The following is a 22,641-nucleotide window of genomic DNA, read 5'->3' as shown; positions in this document are numbered from 1 at the left end:
TGAGGCGCAGAAGTGCGACTCTTTTGATTCTAAGTCTCTGTTTTATTGGGTGCCATGACTTATTGAGAAGTTATGGGGTGCGCTCGTAAAATATTGATTTAAAATGAAAATACCGCTAGCCTGACGGCTATGCCCCTAGCCCCCCTTTGCGAAAGGGGGGAAGTTGTTGATGGACGCTTGCTAAGGCTCGCGGCGCCTGAGGCCTGCCGTCTTCTTGCGCGGTCTGAAAGCGCGTGATCGACCCCTTTCGGTCCCTTTCGTGCGCCGCTTCGTCCTTCCTATCACCTGCCTCCGATGCCTGCCGTCCCCTGGGTCTGCGGGTGGAAACTCATGGCTCGGTTCGCTAACATGTCGGATAACAAGCAGATTTAGCCTGGAATCTGTGCTGAAACAGCCGTCAGTCGGGTGCCCTCGGGCGTTGGCTTGCTCGGGACTACAGCCCTGCTGTCGAGGCCGCTCCATGGCTCGCGGGGCAGCCTGGCTGGATCAACAGAGGCTGCGGCCGCAGTGTTTTTCTCAAGGTTTCGGATCTGCGGATGAAGCACCATGAGCGAAACCGATCGGCCCAGCAATCTCGGTTGCTGTGCGCGCTACGCCTCTCAGAAGGCCATCCGGTGCCGGCCGTGGGGTCGGGCGCGGTGAGCCGATCATTGCCTGCCCGTCTCCGCTCGCGATTGCCTCAGGTGGTCCTGTCAATGGTTAGCGGTTGTCTTGATTTATGTACGGTGGCGTCTTGCTGCCGTGGATGTCTTTGCTCCAGTCTCAGGAGAAGGTTTCATGTGTGGATTTTGCGGTGAAGTCCGCTTCGACGGCGCCCCGGTTGATGTCGGTGCCTTGAGTGCCATGAGCGCGGCGATGATTCCGCGCGGTCCGGACGGGCATGGTCTCTGGCAGCAAGGGCATGTCGCGCTGGCGCACCGCCGTTTGTCGATCATTGATCTGAGCGCCCATGCGGCGCAGCCCATGGTGGACAGTGAGCTGGGGCTGTCGGTCGCCTTCAACGGCTGCATCTACAACTACAAGGAGCTGCGTACCGAACTGCAGCAGAAGGGCTACAGGTTCTTCTCCCAGGGTGATACCGAGGTCGTGCTCAAGGCCTTTCATGCCTGGGGCGCTGACTGTGTCGACCACTTCCACGGCATGTTCGCCTTCGCCATTGCAGAGCGCGACTCGGGCCGGCTGACCCTGGTGCGCGATCGTCTCGGAATCAAGCCGCTCTACTATGCCGAGGTGAAGGGCGGGCTGCGCTTTGCCTCGAGTCTTCCGGCGATCCTGGCCGCTGGCGGTGTTGCCACCGACATCGACCCCGTGGCCCTGCACTATTACATGCATTTTCATGCCGTGGTGCCCGCGCCTCACACCATTTTGTCGGGTGTGCGCAAGCTTCCGCCCGCGACCATCCGGAGTATCGAGCCTGACGGGCGTTCTACCGACCGCACCTACTGGGCGCCAGTCTTCGAGCCGCGCGCGGATGAGCAGGGGCTCGGCTTCGAGGACTGGCAAGAGCGTGTGCTCGCAAGTTTGCGCACCGCGGTCGAGCGGCGCTTGGTCGCGGATGTCGATGTCGGCGTTTTGCTCTCCGGGGGGCTCGACTCCAGCCTCATCGTCGGGCTGTTGGCGGAGCAGGGTCAGCAAGGGTTGAATACCTTCTCCGTTGGCTTCGAGAGCGTCGGTGACGAGGTTGGGGATGAGTTTCAGTACTCCGACATCATCGCCAAGCACTATGGCACCACCCATCACAAGATTCGCGTCGATTCGGCGTCACGCTTGCTTCCCGAGCTGCCCAACTGCGTGCGCGCCATGGCAGAGCCCATGGTGAGCCACGATGTCATCGGCTTCTTCCTGCTGTCGCAAGAGGTGTCGAAGCACGTCAAGGTGGTGCAGAGCGGGCAGGGGGCCGACGAGGTCTTCGCCGGCTATCACTGGTATCCGCCGATGGTCGGCAGCGCGGATCCGGAGGCCGATTACGCGCGTGCCTTCTGCGACCGCACTCACGATGAATATCGGCGTGCCGTGCATGCGCGCTTCCACGGTGAAGATTACAGCCGGGCCTTCATCGCGTCGCATTTCGCCCGCTCGGGGGCAGCGGCGCCCGTCGATAAGGCGCTGCGTCTCGACCAGCAGATCATGCTGGTGGATGACCCCGTCAAGCGCGTCGACAACATGACCATGGCTTGGGGGCTGGAGGCGCGGGTTCCCTTCCTAGATCACGAGCTGGTCGAGCTGGCGGCGCGGATGCCGGACCGGTTCAAGCTCTGCGACGACGGAAAATGCGTACTCAAGGCGGTTGGCCGCAAGGTCATTCCCAGCGAGGTCATCGATCGCCCCAAAGGCTATTTTCCAGTCCCGGCACTGAAATACCTGCGTGGTAAGGTCCTGGATAGGGTTCGGGATCTGGTTCATTCGCAGGCCGCGCGGGAGCGCGAGCTGTTTCAGCCGGCCTACGTCGACGCGCTCTTGGCGGCACCGGATGACCACATCACCCCGCTGCGAGGCTCCAAGCTCTGGCAAGTCGCCTTGCTGGAAATGTGGCTGCAAGAGCATGGCGTTTGAGAAGCCGCGACTTGAGTCCATGTCTTCCGACAAGAGGGCAGCCTCGGCCGGGGCGTTCGCGCCCGGTGCCTGGTCGGCATTGCTGGTGCCGGCGCGGATAAGCCTGGAGAAAGGCCGCGATCTGGGGGCTCATAGTGGCTCTCCCGCGCGGACATCTTGGTCATTGTGATCGACGCAGGAAAAGGACACGTGACGATGAGCACCAAAGAACGTTTCCATCACCGCCTCGAGCGTAGCCGGGCTCTATCGGTCAATAACTGGGACGGCGAGCCGCGCGCGGACCAGCGACTTGGCGAGTCCGCCGTGGTCGACTGCGGCTGGGGGCGGCTCCTGTTCGGCCAGACATTCACGGACCCGCGTGCGGTGGCGGTCGCCTTGCAGGACGAGCGCCCCGGAAAGCGCGATGTCGCGCTCTATCTGCGCGACCCGCACGTCGTCCTGTCATACGCGCCTCAAGACTTGTTTCTCGATCCCTCCCACACCTTTCGGCTTTGGTTGGAGCGTTATCAGTCCTGCCACCGCAGGCCGAAAGGGTTCCACATTCGGCTCTTGAACAGCTTTGACGATGCGGAGGCCATACAGCGTCTCTATATCAGTCGGCGCATGGTGCCGCCGGGCGCCGATTTCATCTGGGGCAACCGCATGTCCAAGGTGCTCAGCTACTGGGTTGCCGAAGATGAGCAGGATGGTGTCATCCTCGGGGTCGTCAATGGTGTCGACCATACGGCGGCCTTCGAAGATCCAGAGAACGGCGCCAGCCTCTGGGCGCTCGCGGTTGATCCTCAGGCTCCTTATCCAGGCATCGGTGAGACGCTTGTGCGGCAGGTCATCGAGTACTATCTCGCGCGTGGTCGCGCCTTTCTCGACCTCTCGGTGATGCACGACAATGCCAACGCGATTCGGCTCTATGAGAAGCTCGGATTCCAGCGGATTCCGGCATTCGCCCTCAAGAACAAGAATGCCTTCAACGAGCCTCTATTCATCGGGCGGCAGCCCGAGGCCAATCTCAATCCCTATGCCAGCATCATCGTCAATGAGGCGCGGCGGCGTGGTATCGGCATCGAGGTCATTGACGCTGAGGCGGGCTACTTTGCCTTGGTGCTCGGCGGGCGGCGCGTGGTGTGCCGCGAGAGCCTCAGCGAGCTGACCAGCGCCGTCGCAATGAGCCGCTGTGACGACAAGGCGATTACGCATCGGTTGCTCAAGAGGGCTGGGCTGCGGGTGCCCGAGCAAACGCGCTACGAGGCGCTCGACCAGGCCGAGGCCTTCCTGTCCAAGATTGGCAGTGTCGTGGTGAAGCCGACGCGCGGCGAGCAAGGCGCAGGCATTAGCGTCGACGTGCGTGATCCGGAGACGCTCGAGAAGGCGGTTGCTGCTGCGCGCCGGGTGTGCGACGTGGTCATTCTGGAAGAGTTCGTCCAGGGCGACGATCTGCGGATCGTCGTGATCGACTTTCAGGTCGTCGCTGCGGCCATTCGGCGCCCGGCACACGTCATCGGGACCGGCCAGCACAGCGTGCACGACCTCATCCAGGCACAGAGTCGTCGGCGGCGCGCAGCCACGGGGGGGGAGAGTTCCATCCCCATGGATGCGGAGACCGAGCGCTGCGTTCAGGCGTCAGGCTACGACATGACCGATACGCTGCCGGAGGGCGCTTATCTTCAGGTGCGCAAGACGGCCAATTTGCATACGGGCGGCACCATCCATGACGTGACCGCAGAACTGCATCCCAAGTTGGCCGACGCGGCCTGCGGGGCGGCGCGCGCCCTGGAGATTCCCGTCACCGGGCTCGATTTCATCGTGCCTTCCGTCAGCGCTCCGGAATATGTGATCATCGAGGCCAATGAACGCCCGGGGCTCGCCAATCATGAGCCGCAGCCAACGGCCGAGCGTTTTGTCGATCTGCTGTTTCCGCAGACCGTGTTTCGGGAGGAATTTTCTTGAAGTTACCCAGAATCGACATGGAGTACCTTGTCGATATCCTGCTGAGGCTCCTCTTTACCCCGAGTCCCGCAGGCTATACCGATCGCGTTGTCCACCTGGTCGCCGAAGAACTCGAGCGGCTCGCGGTGCCCTTCGAGCTGACGCGGCGCGGTGCCATCCGCGCGACGCTCTCTGGCAAGGTGTCGCAGCCCGATCGCGCCATCGTGGCCCATATCGACACACTGGGTGCCATGGTGAAGTCGCTCAAGGAGAACGGGCGGCTCCAGCTCGTTCCCGTGGGGCACTGGAACGGGCGCTTCGCCGAGGGCGCCCGCGCGACGCTGTTCACGGATACCGGGCAATGGCGCGGGACGATCCTGCCGCTGAAGGCATCCGGTCATACCTTTGCGCCCGAGATCGATAACCAGCCGGGCGGTTGGGACTATGTGGAGTTGCGCATCGATGCCAAGGTGAAGGGACTCCAAGACCTCTTGCGGATGGGGGTCCACGTCGGCGACTTTCTTGCGATCGATACTTCGCCCGAGATCACTGAGACCGGCTTCATCAACAGTCGGCACCTGGACGACAAGGCCGGCGCTGCCGTGCTCTTGGCGGCCATCGAGGCCTACAAGCGCGAGAATCTGAAGCTGCCGGTGGATTGTCACCCCTTGTTCACCATCTCGGAAGAGGTTGGTTCCGGGGCTTCTGCGGCACTCCATCAAGACGTTGCGGAGATGCTGACCATCGACAACGGAACCACGGCGCCGGGACAGAATTCCAGCGAATTCGGCGTGACCATTGCCATGGCAGATCAGAGCGGCCCCTTCGACTATCACCTGACGCACCGCATGATCCAGCTGTGCCAGGAGTTTGCGATCCCGCATCAGCGCGACGTCTTCAAGTACTACAGGTCCGATAGCGCAGCCGCGCTGGAGGCGGGTAACGACGTGCGCACGGCGCTGATCACCTTCGGCGTGGATGCCTCGCACGGCTACGAGCGGATTCATACCAATGCCTTGGAATCGCTCGCCCAGTTGGTCAGCGTCTACATGCAGGGGCCGCCGCTCTACAACCGCGACCGCTACGGGATCGGGCCGCGCGCTGGATTCCCGACTCAACGAGGCTGACGGCTATCCGCGCGCGGTGAGACCGCGCGGGGACAGCATCAGGCCTTCAGCTTGTCATTCAGAAAGGGCGTCAAGAGGTCCAGCATACTGCGGTGAACCTTGAGGTTGCCGGCGACCATGTTGCCGGTCTCGAGGAAGCGCTCGCCCCCGCTCAAATCCGTGATGGTGCCGCCGGCCTCCTTGATCAGCAGGGCGCCGGCGGCGCAGTCCCATGGCGAGAGCCCGAGTTCCCAGAAGCCATCCGTGCGTCCCGCGGCAACATAGGCAAGGTCCAGGGATGCGCATCCGGGGCGTCTGACGCCAGCCGTCGTCAGCGTCATCGCCTTGAACATGCCGAGGTAGGCATCGATGTGCTGCTGGTCTCGAAAGGGGAAGCCGGTGCCGATCAGGGCGCCCTCGAGCGACTGGCGAGTGGCGACTCGGATCTTACGATCATTGAGCTGAGCACCTTGGCCGCGCGCCGCGGTGTACATCTCCTCTCGCATGGGGTCGTAGACGACAGCGCACTCCAGCTGGTCCTTGTGCTTGAGCGCGATGGATACCGCGAACTGTGGCATGCCGTGGAGATAGTTGGTTGTGCCGTCGAGCGGATCGATGATCCAAACGAAGTCGCCCGAGCCGTGCTCACCACTTTCCTCGGCAAGGATGGCGTGGCTGGGGAAGCGGCTCTTGAGTTCTTGAATGATGGCTGCCTCCGCGGCGCGATCGACGTCGCTGACGAAGTCATTGCGGCCCTTGGACTCGAACTTGAGGTCGTCGACCCGGTCCGAGTAACGCATTATGAGCCTGCCGGCGCTGCGTGCCGCGCGGATAGCGATATTGAGACTTGGATGCATCTGTTGAAGGATTCTAAGGCTGTCGCTGTATCCTATGGTGCTGGTACAGCGATGTTCGTGATGAAGTAGCCCACCATGATAGACCAATTCAAGGACCCGCTGGCACGAATCCGCTTTGTGCTGGTGGAGACGACACATCCGGGAAACATCGGGGCTGCCGCACGGGCGCTGAAGACCATGGGGCTCTCCCGCATGGAGCTGGTGGCGCCGAAGCAGCCGCCGGACGCCGAATCGCTCGCGCGTGCCTCGGGCGCGGATGACCTGCTGGCGAGTGCCGGCATCCATCCAACGCTGACCGAGGCGCTTGCGGGCTGCCGCTTGGTCATTGGCGCGAGCGCGCGCTTGAGGACCATCGAGTGGCCACTGCTCGATCCCGGTGAGTGCGCGCGTCGGCTCATTGCCGAGGGCGCCGAGGGCGATGTGGCCGTGGTGCTCGGGCGCGAGAGTTCGGGCCTTACCAACGATGAACTCGCGCGCTGCCATTACCTGGTGCACATCCCGACGAATCCAGAATTCAGCTCGCTGAACCTGGCGGCCGCGGTGCAGGTGCTCGCCTACGAAATTCGCCGCAGTTTGCTTGAGGCGGCCGGCGCACCTTTGGAGGAGGAGCCGCGCGAGGTCGCGACGGCCGATGAGATGGAAGGTTTCTACGACCATTTGGTCGAGACCCTGATGCAGATTGGCTTCAGCGACCCCGAACAATCGCGGACCTTGATGAAGCGCTTGCGGCGGCTCTTCAATCGCGCCCGCCCGGACCGCGTCGAGATGAACATCCTGCGCGGCATCCTCAGCGCCGCACAGGGGCGGAAGTCGCCTGGTCGCTTCGCGCGCTCGGACCAGGCTGCGGACGCAGGTTCAGCGAGCGCCAGCGAAGAGGAAGGGGCCAAATGTTCGCGCGATTGAAGGAAGACATCGCCTGCGTCTTCGAACGCGACCCGGCCGCGCGCAACGCCTTCGAGATCTTGACGACCTATCCTGGGCTGCACGCGGTGATGGTCCACCGCGTCGCGCACGGACTCTGGATGCGTGATCTCCCATGGCTAGCGCGCCTGCTCTCCAATATCGCGCGACTCTTGACCGGCATCGAGATCCATCCAGGCGCGGTGATTGGGCGGCGTTTCTTCATCGATCACGGCATGGGCGTGGTGATTGGCGAGACCGCCATCATCGGGGACGACTGCACCCTCTATCACGGCGTGACCCTGGGGGGCACGACTTGGCAGAAGGGCAAGCGCCATCCGACGCTCGGGCGTGATGTGGTGGTGGGGGCCGGGGCCAAGGTGCTGGGACCCATCGAGATCGGCGACGGCGCGCGCATCGGCTCCAATGCCGTCGTTGTCAAGTCCGTGCCGCCAGGCGCGACCGCCGTCGGGGTCCCAGGACGCATCATCGAGCCGGCAAAGGACGCCAGGACGCAACGGCGCGCGGATACCGCCAAGCGTATCGGCTTCGATGCCTACGGCGCGACACGCGATGCGCCAGACCCGGTTGCCAACGCCATCAATCGCATGCTGGATCACATTCACCATATGGATCGGCGCATGGAGGCCATCTCTCGGGTGCTCGAAGCGCACGGCATCATGCATCATTTCGAGCATGATGCGGATCTCGATGCGATGGAGATCGAGGTGGCCTCCCAGCCCGATCTGGCGGACGCCGATAGTCCGAAAAAGCGTGGGGCTTAATTGATCGGAATGCTCGGGTAACGTATGATTTCAGGCAGAATCATGCTGAGAGGGTGTCGTAAGTGAGACTGACCACAAAAGGCCGTTACGCCGTGACGGCTATGCTGGACTTGGCGATCCACCAGGGCAAAGGCCCCATTGCCTTGGCTGACATCGCTCAACGCCAGGGCATCTCGCTATCTTACCTTGAGCAGCTGTTCGCGAAGCTTCGCAAGCGCTCCTTGGTGACCAGCGTGCGTGGGCCGGGCGGGGGCTACAATCTTGCCAGGGCAGCCGCCGAGATCCATGTGGCCGAGGTCATCGCCGCAGTCGATGAGAGCGTGGATACGACACGCTGCGGGGGGGCGCACAATTGTCAGGACAATGGCCCCTGCCTGACGCATGACCTCTGGCATGACCTCAGCGACCGCATCTATGAGCATCTGAACCAGATCGACCTGCAGCAGCTGGTCGACAAGCGCGATACAGCCGGGAATCGCCCCCCCACGACTTGCGCCGCCGTCGACGTCAAGCTCGACGTGCAGCCCATCGTCGTCCATTCTTGATGACAGAGTTTGCTCGCCGGTCTTTGGATTTGACCTAGGGCAGGCATGACGGGCTTGTCGTTCTATACTATGCCGATGGGTGAGCCCTTTCTCTGATCGGCCAGTGCATTTGACGTGCTGAGTCCAGCTAAAAATTACTTCGAGCTGTTCGACCTGCCGATGAGTTTTGCGGTCGATGTCAGCGTGCTGGCCGAGCGCTACCGTGCGGTCGTTCGCTGGCTGCGAATCGAGTCCTTGCTCGGCCGCGAGACGCAAGATGACGGCGAGAGTCCCCATGCCCTGGGTCTCTTGGATGAGGCCTACCGAACGCTTGCCGATCCCCTCTCACGGGCCGAGTATCTTTGCTGCCTCTACGAGACCGACCAAGATTCCTTGGAGTTTCCCAAAGGCCAGCTCGGCAGTCGTGGCTCCTCACTGATGGAGCAAATCGAGCTGGAAGAGACCTTGGTGGCGGCGACGAACCGCTCGGATCCGGCCGGGGCCGTCGCCAAGGTCCTGACAAAACTGGCGGAGCGCAGTGCGGCGCTGGACAAGGAACTGCATGCCCTCTTTGCCGATCCCTCGCCGGAGAACCTCAACGCCGCCCGCGAGATCGTGCGTCAGCTCGAGCAACTGTCGCGCTGTCGTCGTGACGCGGAGGGCCGACAGGTCGTGCTTGGGCGGCGCGACTAGAGGATCTGCGTGCTTGAGCCCGCTGGCGTTGCCTCGGGGGTTCCTCTATTTTTGCGAACCTCTGCTCCGATCACGAAGCAAGGGCTTCGTGAGCAGAGAACCGGCAAGGAATCGATGGAGGCTTTCTCAGCACTGCTCCCAGGGCAGACCGTGAAAGCGCCATCCACCCAAGGTGCCGCGGTGATGATGCTCGTCCAGTTCGCCCTCGAAGCCTTCGTCGATGTGAAAGACGGACTTGAGTCCCTCTTGGAGAAGGGCTCTGCCTGCCTCGAGAGAGCGTTTTCCGCTGCGACAGATGAGGATGACGGGTGCGCAGCCCATGTCCTTCTCGCAGACCGCGCCGCCGAGCAGCAGTTTGCGGATCTCGGTCACGAAGTGCGGGTTGACGACCCAGTCTGGCTCGTCGATCCAAGGGATGTGCACGGCGCCCTTGGGATGCCCGACGAACAAGAATTCCATTGAAGAGCGGATGTCCACCAGGACGGCTTGGGGGTGGGACTCAAGCATCTCCATGGCTTCTCTCGGGGTCAGGCTATTCGGGGCTTCTTCGGTCATTTGGCGTTTCCTCTTTTGGCGGTCGTTGGCCTAGATTGGGCAATGGGACGTGCAAAGGCGCAAAGAAGGCGAAGAGGAACAAAAGCTTGTTTCACCCGGGCGCTCCACCCTGAAGGTGAGCCTTGGTGCTGAGACAAGGCATTGAAATCCCCTTTGTGCGCTTCGCGCTCGTTGCGGTTCAACGGTTCCCTTTAGGCTTATTCTTGTGTGACGGCTGCGTCCGCAGTCCGATGCTTGCGCGGATTGGCGGATCCTATTGGGGCATTCTTACGACAGTCTATCAATCGACGGGCTGCCGTCGGCGATTCAGGTCTTTGAGGAGGCTGGTTTGGGGAGAGTCAAGAGCAGATCGTACAGGCCACTTGGCCTTGTGCTCAAGGATCGTGCTGCGCGCATCCTGATGCATCTGGTCGCGCGTCTGCCGATCTCGGTCATCCATCGGCTGGGCGCTGGGCTGGGTCTGCTGGTCGCCCATTGGCCGAATCGACAGCGACGCAATGCGCTCATGAATATCGCGCTGTGCCTGCCGCACTTGAGTCGCGAGGAGCAGCTGGTCCTGCGTAAGCGCAGTCTCCAAGCGCTTGGGATGACCTATTTCGAGATCGCCTACCTCTGGCTGCGGCCCGCCGAGCAGGTGCTGTCGCTGGTGCGTGAGGTGCGGGGCGCGGAGCTGTTGCAGCGTAGAAAGGGAAAAGGGCTGATCGTGCTCTCGCCGCATATCGGGGCATGGGAGCTGGCGGGATTGCACCTTGCGGCACAGGGGCCCACGGCGATCTTCTACAAACCGCAGAAATATCTGGACGATATGATTCGCGACTCAAGGGCGCGCAGTGGTGCCGAGCTGGCGCCGATTACAGCGAAGGGTATCCGGGTGCTGGTCCAAGCCCTCGAGCGTGGGGATTACGTGGGCATTCTGCCGGACCAAGAGCCCAAGGCGGATAAAGGGGCCGTCTTCGCGCCCTTCTTCAACCAGCCGGCCTTCACCATGCTCTTGGTCAATCGGCTGGCGCGGCGGACAGGGGCTGCGGTGATCTTCATGTTCGCTGAGCGGCTGGCGGACGATGCTGGCTTCCGTCTGCATTGCATCCAGGCGCCGGATGGGATCGATAGCGAGGACGACGTCGAGGCCGCGACGGCGCTCAATCGCGGGATCGAGCAGTGCGTCATGACCTGTCCAGAGCAATACGTCTGGCCGTACAAGCGGCTCAGGCGGCGTCCCGTGGGCGCGCTCAAGGTCTACACGGGTCCGGTCAAGGATGCGGAGGTCTTTCGGCATGTGGATCGGCTGCGGGCCTGAAGACCCGGCCTTGGTCATCAGTCGGGCCGGTAGTCGGGCCGGTAGGGTGTACGAGCGAGCGCAAAGACCACCGAATCCCGCGTCGGCGTTGGTGGACTGCGCTGCGCTTGTCCACCCGACGGAAGACGACTGGCCGAAACGATGATCGACGCCGAAGACCCGCAGCGCCTTCGCCTGATCCGACTCGGCAAGCTTGTTATCGCCGCTGGTGTTGGCCGGTCCGTGGGGCCACGGACCGGCCTGTCCGGCTAGGAGATCTCGGCGGTCGCGCTGGCGCTCTCGCCCTTGTTGTCGGTCCAGGCGATCTCGATCGGATCACCAGCGGCCGCCCCTTTTATCTTGAATGAAAGGTAGGGGTTCTTGGAGACGCCGCCGCTCCAAGACGCGGTCATCACGACCTCATCCTTGTGCTTGCAAACGACTTCCTGGATGAAGTGCGCGGGGATCTTCTCGCCCGTCTTGCTGTCCTTACGCAGTCCGGTCTCCATGGCATGACTCATCAGGCATTTGACCGTGGTTTCATCGCCACTGAGCTTCGCGCGGATTTTGATGTCTGGCATCGGGTTGTCCTCGTTCTCTAAATTCTGTCGCTGGTGGTGTCTTTACGCGGCGGTCGCTTAGCCGCCGCAGCCACCGATGGTGACCTTGACGTTCTTGGCGTTCTGATACAGCTTGTCGCCGGCCTTGACGACCGCGACCACATCCGCCGTCTCAGCCATCTTGATGCGGGTGGAGACGAAGGGCAGGGCGGTCTCGCTCAAATCGAAGGCCGCGATCAGTGGCGTCTGATTCTTCGCGGCGATGATGGCGATCGAGGTCACGCCCTCCATATCGGTCTCGACGGTCACCGGGACGACAGCACCGTTCTCAGCAATGTCCGGCGCCTTGATCTTGATTTTGTCGGTGGTCTCCGCGCTATCGCCCCCGAGCAGATCGTTGAGGGCTGCCGGGATGTCTTTGGCCGTGAAGGCCGCCTCGTTCCACTCGGCCAGCGCCAATTGCGGGGTCAGCAGGCCAGCCCCGATGGCCGCGCCGACTGAGCCGGCAGCCAGTGAGCCTTTCAATAGGGTTCTACGTTTGGCGTCGATCATGAAGGATCTCCTGTGCAGCAATGAAGGATTGCGGAATTTATCAACGGCGCGCCTAGATCTCCGACGCTCACTGCCGTTGGCCCGCGGTTGGATGAAGGGGTCTTGCTGAAATGCGGCCACGTCGCGTTATGCGTGCTCTGCACCGCGCGTGACTCGGCATCCGGGGGCATGGATCAGACGCGGCCCTTACTGAAGCCGGACGCTGTCCTCTCTACGATCATTGTGGTGTCTCCTCTGGCGTTTCTAGTTTTTGATTTGCGGGCTGATGCCCCGCTGATTGTTATCTCGGTCTTTCTTCTTCTTTTGCTTGCTGTCACGCGCCTCTTCCTTCCAGATATCCAGTCGCGCTTGGATCAGGGCTGCGTCGTGGTAGGGTATATCGCGTTGCCGCAGTGCGATCTCAAGTTGTCGTATGGCTGGCTCGAGATCCCCTTCCGCATAGAGCTTCTCCGCGCGGAATCTGTGAGTTGCCGCGCGATCTCCAGCCTTCAAGGCGGCCTCCTCCAGCTTCTCGTAAAGCACCGCGTTTCCCGGGCGCAGCCTGGCGACGGTGGTCAATTCGTCGAGGGCTTCGCTAGGCTTGCCGGCGGCCATTAACGCATCGGCGTAGGAAATGCGCAGTGGCCAGCTGGCAGGCGCTAGGCTGATGGCCTGCTTGAGATGAGCAACCGCCTGACTGGCCTTGCCCTGCTTGACGTCGAGGCGTGCATCGAGGGTGATGAATTCCGGCAGCATCGGCTTGGCGTCGAGCAGCTCGGTTGCGATCTGCTGGGCCGCACCGAGCTTGCCGGCGCGCTCCAAGGCGAGTGCATAACCATAGCGCTCGGCCATGATGTTGCGATAGCGTCCTTCGCGTAGGGTGTCGCGAAAGTGGTCTACGGCCTGCTCGGGACGCTTGTAAGAGGCTTCGCGAAGCTTCGCCCGCGCCAATTGAAACCTCAGATGATCCGGGCGCTGTTGGGCGCCGAAATCGTCCGCCCGGCCTAGCGCATCCGCGATACGGTTGGTATTCACCGGATGGGTGCGGAGAAACTCCGGGGCATTATTCTCATAGACGCGGCTGTTCTTGGCGAGCCGCTCGAAGAAGCCTGCCATCGCGTAGGGGTCGTAGCCGCCCTTCGCCAGGGTGACGATGCCAAGTCGATCCGCTTCCTTCTCATTCTCGCGCGTGAAGTTGATCTTGCGCTGCAGGGTCGCCGCCTGGATTCCGGCGATGGCAGCGACCCCAGCGTCGGCGGAGACTTGCGCGCCGAGAATGGCGGCCGCGACCAGGAGGGCCGTCGCTGGGATACTGAGCTTGCTCTGATCGTCGATGCTGCGCATGAGATGACGCTGGGTGACGTGCGCGATCTCATGCGCCATCACGGCGGCCAGCTCGCTCTCCGTCTCGGCCGCTAGGATCAGGCCCGCATAGACACCGATGTATCCACCCGGGCCGGCGAAGGCGTTGACCACGGGCTGGTCGATGACGAAAAAGGTGAAGTCGCCGCCGGCGTTATTGTCGGCAGCGAGCAGCTCACGGCCCAGGGACTCCACATAGTCGGTCACGACTGGGTCGTCGAGGATGGGGAGCGACTCGCGGACGCTGCGCATGAAGGCCTTGCCCAGACGCTGCTCTGCCCCGGTGCTCATGACGGCATCCGACGGGCTGCCCATGTCGGGGAGCGCGAAGGGCTCGGCGGGGACCGCTGTGCCGAGCACAGCGATGAGGGCGCCCGCGCCGATCGCCGCCTGCTTGAGTCGAGGAAACTTCGTCTTGCGTCTCATCATGTGCTCGGGGGAAGGTCTGCTCGCCTCCAGTGCTGCCGCTCGCAATCGCGGCTCTAAGTATCCTTCAGGTGCTTCAAGTCGATGATGTAGAGAGCCTGAAGCTAAGTGGAAGACGCGGTCAAGTCAATTGAGCTGGATGCGTTGCCCCCAGGGGACCTCTGCCCGGCCCTTGATCAGCCAAATGACCGGGTAGGGCGGTGCTTGGGGAGGCGGATCGCCCTTGGCGTCGGTGAAGTAGACCAAGAGGTCGGGCCGCGCGGCCTCGCGCTCGATCCACTCGAAGACCGGACGGAAACTGGTGCCGCCACCCCCTTGGATGTTCTTCGGGCGTTCGAATGCCTCCCAGGGCTCGAAGCGAAAGGGGGCGCCCTCACAGAGGGCAGCGTCACAGGGGAGCAGCGTGATGCGGGCGCTCACCTGGCCCTTGAGGGCATCGATCTCGGCGATGAACTCGTCCAGCTCATTGTCTTTGATCGATCCGGATGTGTCGACGGCAATGGCGAGGTCGATCTGCTGGCTGCGCAGACTCGGCAGAATGAAATCGCCCTCGCGCCGCGATGGCCTTTGGTAGCTATAGTCCTCCCGAGAGAAGGCCGTCAGATAACGCGCCAGTAGCGACCGCCACGGCAACTGCGGTTGCAGCAGGTGATCGATTTGCCGGGCGAGTTCGCCGCCGAGCTTGCCGGCCTGCATGGCTTGCTGGGCGGCGCCCGCCAGACGTTGCCGCCATTGCACGGACAGGCTCTCGCGCTCATCGGGCGTCAGCGGTTGGGGCTCGCTCGCACCCGGGCCCGAGCCCTCCTCTGGCTGATGCGCCGACGCGGCTCCGGTGCCGCTGTCTTGGCCGGGTGCCGGTGGCGGCGACGCCTCTCGGTCGAGGTCCTTCTCGTTGAGTCCGGATTGACTGCCCCCTTGTTGGTTGTCGGCGTCGTAGGCGTGCTTGTCCAGTGTCTCGGACCTGTCGTCATCCTCGATGAGCGGGTAGATCTCCTCGGCCGTCAAACCTTTGAAGGGCGGCATCACCAAGGCATTCGGCGGTGGCGAGAGCCCATCCTCGATCAGAAGCGGATTGATCGCATAGTCGCAGGCGAGGTCCCATTTGTGCCTGACGCGATGCTGCCGCCGCGCGAAGTGCGACAAGGCGCAATGCAAGGCCTCATGCGCCAGCATGAACTCGGTTTGGGAGGATGTCAGCGAGGCGATGTAGTCGGGGTTGTAGTAGAAGGCGCGTGCGTCAGTCGCCGTGGTCGGGCACCACTCCGGCTTTGCCTCATGCATGGGCAGGCGCAGCACCAGCGCGCCCAAGAAGGGCTTGTCGAGAATGAGGCGGGTGCGCGCCGCCGTGAGCTTGGTCGCGATGGCTGAGGCTTGCGGCTGGCCGGCGTGCTCAATCATAGAGCATCACATCCGAGACGAGCTGGGCCCAATCGGTGAAGGCCGGGACTTCGAAGAGCTGGCTGCCCACCGCGCGATGGAGATCTGAGACCAGCATGACCCCCATCTCACGCTGAGGGAAGCGCCCGGCGTATTGCAGGATGTTGTCGAGGATCTGCTGCCCCTCCGGCTCGCTCGCGGCGCGGATTGCACGGCCAACCAAGGCGGCGGCGACGGCGTACTGAAGATCGATTTCGCGCGGGACGCTGGCGGATTCTCCTCGGACGATGGCATCGAGATCCGGCATCTGCTCCAGGCTGTGGATGAAAGCGGTCAGCTCGATGCCGGCTGCTGGCCCGACGCAGGCCTGCAGGGTGCCCTGCAGCAGATCGGCTTGGTCCTCGAACTTGTGCAGCCCGCGGTGTGCGAACTCCCAAGAGCGCGGCGAGGGGAAGGCGATGGGGTTGTGGGCCGGATCGAAGTCGAACAAGCGTTCCGGGCGGAAGCGCAGGAAGGCGATGATGCGCTCGTCGATGCCGCTCTTGTAGGCCCAGGCGACCCAGTCATCCAGGTGGGTGTCCACCTCGAAGTGCGAAAAGCGATTGGCCAAGGGCGCCGGCATGCTGTAGGTCACGCCGCGATCGCCTTGACGATTGCCTGCGGCGAAGATTGCCCAGCCGTCGGGCACCTGATATTCGCCGAGGCGGCGGTCAAGGATGAGTTGATAGGCCGCCGCGGAAACGGCTGGTGGCGCGGAGGTGATCTCGTCCAAGAAGAGCACGCCCTTATCGCCATGTCGATTGGCATCGGGCAGGATGGCTGGAATCGCCCACTCGACCTGCGCTCCCGCGCGGAAGGGGATTCCGCGCAGGTCGCTCGGCTCCATCTGAGAGAGGCGGATGTCGATCACGGGCGCGGCGTGCCGGGCCGCGATCTGAGCCACCATCTGTGACTTGCCGACCCCGGGTGGCCCCCACAGCATGACGGGCGTGTGGTGCCCCTCGGCGGCACTGGTGAATTCGCGATCCAAGACGCGGAGCAGTTGAGCTGGGCGCATGGCGTTGTTTCGTCCTCCCAATACAGCGGCGGGGCAGACCCCCATCCCTTATCATCAGTGTTCGTGAGGTGTGTCTGACTGGATGGATTCGCAAGCGGTCGAGGTTTGAGAAAAGTCATTGCGCCTCCTCGTTCCTTCCGAGCGCCCAAGCGTACTTGTCACCTATTAGAAAAACGCTGTATTCTTATTCCTTCCTCGTCCCCGTGATCGTGCCCGAGGTTCGGGTGGCGCTCCGTCCGAGAGTCGAAGAAGAGAGAGGACAGGGCGGATCATGGTCGTCGCGATGTGATCTGTCTTTTTAGAAAGTTGAGCCTGCCGGGTCCCTTTGGATCAGGCCCTCACCACATGAAATAGCTCGGAGACCGGAAATGAACCAGATTTACTACGATGCCGTGACCAAGATGGAGCAGATGGGCGTCGATGACGAGTACATCCAAGGCTGGCAGTGCGGGTTCCTCCAGAACCCCAAGCGCGAAGAGCAGCGTCTGACCGAGCCCTATGAGGCGGGCTACAGCGACGGCGAAGAGAAGTCCACGGATAACTTCGCAAACTGGGTCAAAGCCTAAACGTCGCCCCCTTGCTGGACCCATCACCGCCGCGCTTCGGCGCGGCTGTTTTCCCAGTCAAGCCATTTCCTTGAGGCCGGCTCATCCCTTGCCCCGCAGCGACTAGGATGGGCATCGCGCTTGCGCTGCCCATCCTACTGAGTTTCATCCCTCGCCTCGCAGCGTCCGCAATGGCGGACGGATCAGCAGCGGATAGGTCGCTAGGGTCCCCGCCAGTCCGATTAGCGCGCTCGATCCGAGCACGCCGAGCACCCAAAGGCTCGGGTTGAAGCTGAAATCCAGCTCGAACAGCTGCTCTGCGAGCAGATAGCCGGTCGATTCTGCAAAGACAGACGCCAGTAGCCCAGCGAGCAGCCCGGCGACGCTGAACTCGACGCCCAGGCTGATGAGGAGTGAGCGCCGATTGGCCCCGAGCGTGCGTAGAATGCCATGCTCGACGCGCCGCTGTTCCAGGCTCGCCTGGATGCCTGCGTACATCACCAAGAGTCCTGCCGCGAGCGTGAAGAAGAAGACATACTCCACGGCGAGCACGCCGCGGTCGATCACGCCTCTCACCTGGCGCAAGATGGCATCGACATCCAGGGTCGTCACACTCGGGAAGCGGCGCGCGAGTTCGGTCACCACTGCTTCGCGCTCCCTGGGCAGATAGAAGCTGGTGATAAAGGTCGCGGCCTCGTCTTGAAGCAGGGACGGCGAGGCGCTGACGAAGAAGTTCACATTGAAGCTGTCCCATTGGACCTCGCGCAGGCTGGTCACCGGGCCGCTGACCGCGTGTCCGGATATCCAGAAGGTGAGTTCATCGCCGAGCGCAATGCCCAGGGTCTCTGCGATCCCTTGCTCGACTGAAAATTGCGGTGGTGCATCGCCGCCGCTCCACCAGCGTCCCGCGACAATGCGGTTGTCGGATTGCATCGCCTCCCCGTAACTCAGATTGAACTCGCGCGTCGCCAGGCGCTCGGCACGAGGATCCTCATAGCTCGAGGGATCGATCTCCTGCTCGCCGATGTGGGTCAAGCGTCCCCGGATCATCGGATAGAGATCTGGGGTCTGGATCCCCGCGCTGCTCAGGAAGTCCCGCAGCGGCTCTACCTCGTGCGGCTGAATGTTGATCAAGAAGTAGTTGGGCGCGCCTTCCGGTAATGTCTCTTGCCATGACTCGAGGAGATCGACGCGGACCACGGCCAGCAACAGGAGGGCGAGAATCCCGATCCCGAGCCCGCTGATCTGCAGGACTGCGGTGCTGGGGCGGCGCGCCAGGGCCGCGAGTCCGAGCCGCCAGACCCCTCTGGCGCGTCCCGCAAGCCCCCCGGCGAGACGAACCAGCACCAAGACGCTGAGGACCAGGGCCAGCAGCGCCCCCAGTACGCCGCCAAGGAGCTTCCAGGCCAGCTCGAAGTCATCGGCTTGCCAAAACACCAGCAAGGCGAGCGCCAGTCCTGCGGCGCCCAGGGTCAGGGCCGCGGATGCGCGCGGCCGGCCCAGGTCGCGTCGCAATGCGCGCAGCGGCGGCACCTGCGCGAGTTGCGCCAGGGGTGGGACGGCGAAGCCCAGCAGCGCGATCATGCCGGTGGTAACGCCGATCAAAATGGGGGTCATGGAGGGCGGTGGCAGATCCGGCTCGAGCCAATCCGCGAGGGCCGCGATCAGGCCGAGCTGTCCGAGCCAGCCGAGCAGGCAGCCGAGCAGGCTCGCAAGGAGCCCGAAGACGACCAGACGAAGGATGAAGACCCGCATCAGGAGGTGTCGCGGTGCGCCGAGGCAGCGCATGACGGCGACGGCGTCGATCTGGCGGTCGACGAGCCGATGGCTGGCGAGCGCGATGGCGGCGCCCGCGACCAAGAGTGTGACCAGGGTGGCCAGGCGCAGGAATCTGGAGGCGCGATCGACGGCCGAGGCAAACTCCGGGCGCGCGTTGAGCGCATCTTCGAGCGACACGTTGGCCGCAAGCCTTGGCGTCACCCAGCGCTTGAAGTCAGCGACGGCCTCGGCGGGGCCGGCGATCAGCAAGCGGTAGGTAGCTCGGCTCGCCGGGCCGATCAGGCCCGTGGCCGGCAGGTCGGCGTGGCTCATGAGCACGCGGGGCGCGATATTGAAGAGGTTGCGTCCTTTGTCGGGCTCGTCGGTCAGGATGGCACCGATGCGCAGGCCCGTTTCGCCAACGCGCAGCTCGTCGCCGACGTCGACAGCCAAGAGCCGCAGCAAGCGCGACTCGACCCAAAGGTCCCCCGGTGGCGGCCCGGCCGTGCTCACTTGGTCCTGGCTCCCGGCGCCATCACTGATGCGCAGTGCGCCGCGCAATGGATAGCCTGGATCCGCTGCCTTGATCTGGACGAGCTGAGGCGCCTGGCCGGCTGTGACCACGCTGCGGAATTCGACTGTCTGAGCCGTCTCGAGGCCGCGCGACTGCGCCTCCTGGCTCAGCGTTTCGGCAAGGGGCGAGGAGGACTCGAGCGCGAGATCGGCCGCGATGAGCGCACTGCCTTGCCGCTCCATGGTCGCCTCGACGCGGTCGGTGAAGAAGCCGACCGCTGTGATGGCTGCAACCGTGAGGACGAGTGCGGCGCTGAGGAGGTAGAGTTCGCCGCTGCGCCAGTCCTGGCGTAGCAGGCGCAGGGTGATGCGCCAAGCCGTCATGCCATCTGCTCCAGCTCGCCGTTGTCCATGTGCAGACGCCGGTCACAGCGCTCCGCGAGACGGGCGTCATGGGTGACCATCACCAGGGCCGCGCCTGTGTCCTGGCGCAGTTCCAGCAGCAGGTCGATGATGTGCTCGCCCGTGGTTTGATCCAGGTTCCCAGTTGGCTCATCGGCGAAGAGGACGCTGGGCCGCGGTGCGTAGGCGCGCGCGATGGCGACACGCTGCTGCTCACCGCCGGAGAGCTGCTTTGGATAGTGCCCGGCCCGCGCCGAGAGGCCGACGCGCTCCAGGGCCTCATCGGCGCGTTTTGCGGCCTTGGGAGTCCCCGTTAGCTCAAGGGGCAGCAAGATGTTCTCGCGCGCCGTCAGTGTTTGCAGGAGCTGGAAATTCTGGAAGACGAACCCGACGCGGCCGCTGCGCAGCTCGGCGCGCCCGTCCTCGTCGAGGTCGCCGACACGTTGCCCGCAGAGCCAGACCTCACCCGCTGTGGGGTCGTCTAGGCCGGCGAGCAGACCGAGCAGTGTCGACTTGCCCGAGCCCGAGGCACCGAGAATGGCGACGGCCTCACCGGAGTGGATCTCAAGATCGAGCCCGCTGAGGATGGTCAAGCCGCCCGTCGGGCCGTTAACATGCTTGCCTAATGCCATTGCCTTGGACACAGTTTGGACGCTTTGTGCTGACATGATCCGTCGACTCCTGATCTTGCTTCTACTGCTGCCGATGACGGCTGCCGCGCGGACACCGGTCGTTCTCGTTCTTGGGGACAGTCTGAGCGCGGGCTATGGAATCTCAACCGATGAGGGGTGGGTTGCGCTGCTGCAAGCGCGTATCGGGCTGGAGGCCTTGCCGCATCAAGTCGTGAATGCCAGCGTTTCTGGCGACACGACGACGGGCGGCTTGACGCGCCTGCCGCAACTTCTCAAGGCGCATCAGCCGTCTGTCTTGGTCATTGAATTGGGTGCAAACGATGGGCTGCGTGGTCTCCCATTGGATAGCTTCCGGGGAAACCTCGAAGCGCTGATCCGACTCGGGCGTGACGCCGGGGCCCGCATCCTCCTGCTCGGCGTCCGTCTGCCGCCCAACTATGGTGCGGCTTACACTGAGGGCTTTCAAGCGGTCTACGCGGAGGTTGCCGATCGCCTCGAGGTGCCGCTGGTGCCAACCTTTTTGAAGGGCATCGCTGATGATTGGGCGCTGATGCAGTCCGACGGTCTCCATCCAAAATCAGAGGCTCAGGCGCTGATCTTGGACAATGTCTGGCCGGCGCTCCTGCCGCTGCTTGAGGCCACCGCAGCGGCCGGAGACTAAGTAACTGTCCAGAAACTACTTCCCGATTTGTTCGGTACCGTGTTTCCGCAAAGCGGGAAGTAGAATGTGGACGTCTCCTAAGAAAGCGTCCATCAACAACTTCCCCCCTTTCGCAAAGGGGGGTAGGGGGGATTTCGGGCGCATCGCTCGCATCGGGAAACAATTGATGGACACTTTCTAAGCGCGGCCGGCTGAGGGGGGCAGGTCCGTCGCACGTGCGTGCGAGGATGGGGCGCGGCGCGATTTCTGGGAGACATCATGTGCGGGGCGCCTCTTTCGCCGGCGTGCAATGATGCTGTTTTCATCGACTCGGGCCATTTGCGCTTGGGTGCAGTTTTTCATGCCTTGCTGTCTAACGCCTGACTTCCTTCGGCAGGGCTTGAGTCTTCAAATCACTGGATGGAGTATCTATGGAGCGTGTCACCATTGTTGGGGCCGGCTTCGCCGCCCTCACGGCCGTCCGAGCACTGCGGCGGCTGAGACCCGATCTCGACATCACCCTCGTCAGCCGCAGGGCCGAGTTCGTCTACTACCCGGGGCTGATCTGGGTGCCGTCCGGTCTGCGTAGCGGAGACGATCTCGTCATCGATCTCCGTGGCTTCTTCGAGCGCATGAAAGTGACCCACGTCGCCGGCGAGGCAACGGGACTGCGTGACGGGGGACGTGTCCTGGAGACGACCGAGGGGCCGATCGAGAACGATGGTCTGATCATTGCCAGCGGCGGGCGCTTCATCAAGAAGCTCCCGGGCATCGAGCATGCGATCGTGCCCTGTGAGGGTGTCGCCGCCGTGAAGGCGATTCGCGATCGCGTGAAGGCGATGGACGGCGGTAGCATCGCGATGGGCTTTGCCAGCAATCCCAAGGAGCAGAGCTCCATGCGCGGCGGCCCCATCTTCGAGTTCCTCTTCGGCATGGACAACCAGCTGCGCAAGGAGAAGCGGCGCGACAAGTTCGAGCTGCATTTCTTCACCCCGGCCGAGCGTCCTGGCAATCGTCTCGGCCCCAAGGCCGTCGACGGCTTGCTGGCCGAGATGAAGCGGCGGGGCATCAGCACCCACCTTGGGCATAAGCTCAAGGGCCTTTCGGAGACGAAGGTTGAGACCGAGGCGGAGGAATTTCCGGCCGACCTCATCCTCTTCATGCCGGGCGTCACGGGCAATGCCTGGTTCGACAATACCGAGCTGCCGCGCTCGCCGGGCGGTCTCCTCCAGGCCGACGCCCAGTGTCGCGTGCCCGGTTTCGAGCGTGTCTACGTCGCAGGTGATTCCGGTAGCTTCCCGGGACCCGATTGGATGCCCAAGCAGGGCCACATGGCGGACCTTCAGGCCAGGGCGGCATCGCATAACCTGGTTGCCGAGTTCAAGGGGCAAACGCCCAAGGCCGGCTTCCGCGTCGAACTCATCTGCATCGTTGACACCAATGACAGCGGCATGCTGGTCGCCCGCAATGAAAAGTACAATCTCGTGATGCCGTCCATGCGCATCTTTCACTGGCTGAAACGCTTCTTCGAGTGGATGTACCTCCATCGCTATCGTTGAGCTTCCAGCCGGATGCTGGCACGTCCTTAGAAAGTGTCCATCAATTGTTTCCCGATGCGAGCGATGCCGCCCGAAATCCCCCCTAGCCCCCCTTTGCGAAAGGGGGG

Annotated in this window: 20 protein-coding genes; 11 read left to right on the top strand and 9 right to left on the bottom strand. The window is 63.1% G+C overall.

The window, feature by feature from the left end; translation table 11 throughout:
* Positions 1-777: 777 nt before the first annotated feature.
* From G3480_RS18825 to G3480_RS18815, 3 genes are all read left to right on the top strand, one after another.
* The gene (locus G3480_RS18825; protein WP_164655429.1) at positions 778-2,553 is read left to right on the top strand and encodes an N-acetylglutaminylglutamine amidotransferase; all 1,776 of its coding nucleotides are present in this window, start codon (positions 778-780) and stop codon (positions 2,551-2,553) included.
* A 195-nt stretch (positions 2,554-2,748) separates the two neighbouring features.
* On the top strand, positions 2,749-4,497 hold the full coding sequence (gene ngg, locus G3480_RS18820) for an N-acetylglutaminylglutamine synthetase (RefSeq protein ID WP_164655428.1): 1,749 nt from the start codon (positions 2,749-2,751) through the stop codon (positions 4,495-4,497).
* Positions 4,494-5,603, top strand: a complete 1,110-nt coding sequence (locus G3480_RS18815) for an osmoprotectant NAGGN system M42 family peptidase (RefSeq protein WP_164655427.1) — start codon at positions 4,494-4,496, stop codon at positions 5,601-5,603. Before ngg ends, G3480_RS18815 begins: the two co-directional genes overlap by 4 nt.
* A 38-nt stretch (positions 5,604-5,641) precedes the next feature.
* On the opposite strand, the gene G3480_RS18810 is transcribed toward G3480_RS18815, so the two are convergent.
* Positions 5,642-6,439, bottom strand: coding sequence for an inositol monophosphatase family protein (locus tag G3480_RS18810; RefSeq protein ID WP_164655426.1), 798 nt, complete (start codon positions 6,437-6,439; stop codon positions 5,642-5,644).
* Positions 6,440-6,514: 75 nt separating this feature from the next.
* Between G3480_RS18810 and trmJ the strand changes: the two genes are divergently transcribed.
* The 4 genes from trmJ (at position 6,515) to G3480_RS18790 (ending at position 9,341) form a co-directional block, all read left to right on the top strand.
* A complete protein-coding gene (gene trmJ / locus G3480_RS18805) occupies positions 6,515-7,342 on the top strand; it encodes a tRNA (cytosine(32)/uridine(32)-2'-O)-methyltransferase TrmJ (RefSeq protein WP_164655425.1) in 828 nt (275 codons plus the stop codon).
* Positions 7,327-8,124, top strand: coding sequence for a serine O-acetyltransferase (gene cysE / locus G3480_RS18800; protein ID WP_164655424.1), 798 nt, complete (start codon positions 7,327-7,329; stop codon positions 8,122-8,124). Before trmJ ends, cysE begins: the two co-directional genes overlap by 16 nt.
* Before the next feature lie 62 nt (positions 8,125-8,186).
* A complete protein-coding gene (gene iscR, locus G3480_RS18795) occupies positions 8,187-8,669 on the top strand; it encodes a Fe-S cluster assembly transcriptional regulator IscR (RefSeq protein WP_164655423.1) in 483 nt (160 codons plus the stop codon).
* A gap of 114 nt (positions 8,670-8,783) precedes the next feature.
* Positions 8,784-9,341, top strand: coding sequence for an iron-sulfur cluster co-chaperone HscB C-terminal domain-containing protein (locus G3480_RS18790; protein WP_338114178.1), 558 nt, complete (start codon positions 8,784-8,786; stop codon positions 9,339-9,341).
* A gap of 126 nt (positions 9,342-9,467) precedes the next feature.
* Here the strand turns inward: G3480_RS18790 and G3480_RS18785 are convergent, their stop codons facing one another.
* Positions 9,468-9,896, bottom strand: a complete 429-nt coding sequence (locus G3480_RS18785; RefSeq protein WP_164655422.1) for a rhodanese-like domain-containing protein — start codon at positions 9,894-9,896, stop codon at positions 9,468-9,470.
* Positions 9,897-10,266: 370 nt separating this feature from the next.
* Between G3480_RS18785 and G3480_RS18780 the strand changes: the two genes are divergently transcribed.
* Complete coding sequence (locus G3480_RS18780) at positions 10,267-11,193, top strand: lysophospholipid acyltransferase family protein (RefSeq protein ID WP_338114177.1); 927 nt, start codon at positions 10,267-10,269, stop codon at positions 11,191-11,193.
* Positions 11,194-11,441: 248 nt separating this feature from the next.
* Here the strand turns inward: G3480_RS18780 and soxZ are convergent, their stop codons facing one another.
* The 5 genes from soxZ to G3480_RS18755 all read right to left on the bottom strand — a co-directional run bounded on the left by soxZ (position 11,442) and on the right by G3480_RS18755 (position 16,485).
* Positions 11,442-11,753 carry a thiosulfate oxidation carrier complex protein SoxZ gene (gene soxZ / locus G3480_RS18775; RefSeq protein WP_164655421.1) on the bottom strand — a complete coding sequence of 104 codons (312 nt, stop codon included), beginning with the start codon at positions 11,751-11,753 and terminating at the stop codon, positions 11,442-11,444.
* Between the two features lie 57 nt (positions 11,754-11,810).
* Positions 11,811-12,284 (bottom strand): thiosulfate oxidation carrier protein SoxY, encoded by a 474-nt coding sequence (gene soxY, locus G3480_RS18770; RefSeq protein WP_164655420.1) that lies wholly within the window; start codon positions 12,282-12,284, stop codon positions 11,811-11,813.
* Positions 12,285-12,527: 243 nt separating this feature from the next.
* Positions 12,528-14,051, bottom strand: coding sequence for a M48 family metalloprotease (locus G3480_RS18765; protein WP_164655419.1), 1,524 nt, complete (start codon positions 14,049-14,051; stop codon positions 12,528-12,530).
* A gap of 126 nt (positions 14,052-14,177) precedes the next feature.
* Positions 14,178-15,449 carry a vWA domain-containing protein gene (locus tag G3480_RS18760; protein ID WP_164655418.1) on the bottom strand — a complete coding sequence of 424 codons (1,272 nt, stop codon included), beginning with the start codon at positions 15,447-15,449 and terminating at the stop codon, positions 14,178-14,180.
* Positions 15,442-16,485: an AAA family ATPase gene (locus G3480_RS18755; protein ID WP_164655417.1), complete on the bottom strand. Its 1,044-nt coding sequence runs from the start codon at positions 16,483-16,485 to the stop codon at positions 15,442-15,444. The genes G3480_RS18760 and G3480_RS18755 overlap by 8 nt, the downstream gene beginning before the upstream one ends.
* Positions 16,486-16,853: 368 nt before the next feature.
* Between G3480_RS18755 and G3480_RS18750 the strand changes: the two genes are divergently transcribed.
* Positions 16,854-17,051, top strand: coding sequence for an Alvin_2107 family globule sulfur oxidation protein (locus G3480_RS18750; protein ID WP_164655416.1), 198 nt, complete (start codon positions 16,854-16,856; stop codon positions 17,049-17,051).
* 144 nt (positions 17,052-17,195) lie between these two features.
* Here the strand turns inward: G3480_RS18750 and G3480_RS18745 are convergent, their stop codons facing one another.
* Complete coding sequence (locus G3480_RS18745; protein WP_164655415.1) at positions 17,196-19,685, bottom strand: ABC transporter permease; 2,490 nt, start codon at positions 19,683-19,685, stop codon at positions 17,196-17,198.
* Positions 19,682-20,371, bottom strand: coding sequence for an ABC transporter ATP-binding protein (locus tag G3480_RS18740; RefSeq protein WP_164655414.1), 690 nt, complete (start codon positions 20,369-20,371; stop codon positions 19,682-19,684). Before G3480_RS18740 ends, G3480_RS18745 begins: the two co-directional genes overlap by 4 nt.
* Between G3480_RS18740 and G3480_RS18735 the strand changes: the two genes are divergently transcribed.
* Positions 20,370-20,996, top strand: a complete 627-nt coding sequence (locus G3480_RS18735) for an arylesterase (protein ID WP_164655413.1) — start codon at positions 20,370-20,372, stop codon at positions 20,994-20,996. The two genes, G3480_RS18740 and G3480_RS18735, sit on opposite strands and share 2 nt — an antisense overlap.
* 410 nt (positions 20,997-21,406) lie before the next feature.
* Positions 21,407-22,534, top strand: a complete 1,128-nt coding sequence (locus G3480_RS18730; protein WP_164655412.1) for an NAD(P)/FAD-dependent oxidoreductase — start codon at positions 21,407-21,409, stop codon at positions 22,532-22,534.
* Positions 22,535-22,641: the final 107 nt, after the last annotated feature.

This window comes from Thiorhodococcus mannitoliphagus, assembly GCF_010915725.1.
GTDB lineage: Bacteria > Pseudomonadota > Gammaproteobacteria > Chromatiales > Chromatiaceae > Thiorhodococcus > Thiorhodococcus mannitoliphagus.
Note: the sequence above shows the minus strand (reverse complement) of the source record. Positions and strands in the feature narration are given on the sequence as shown.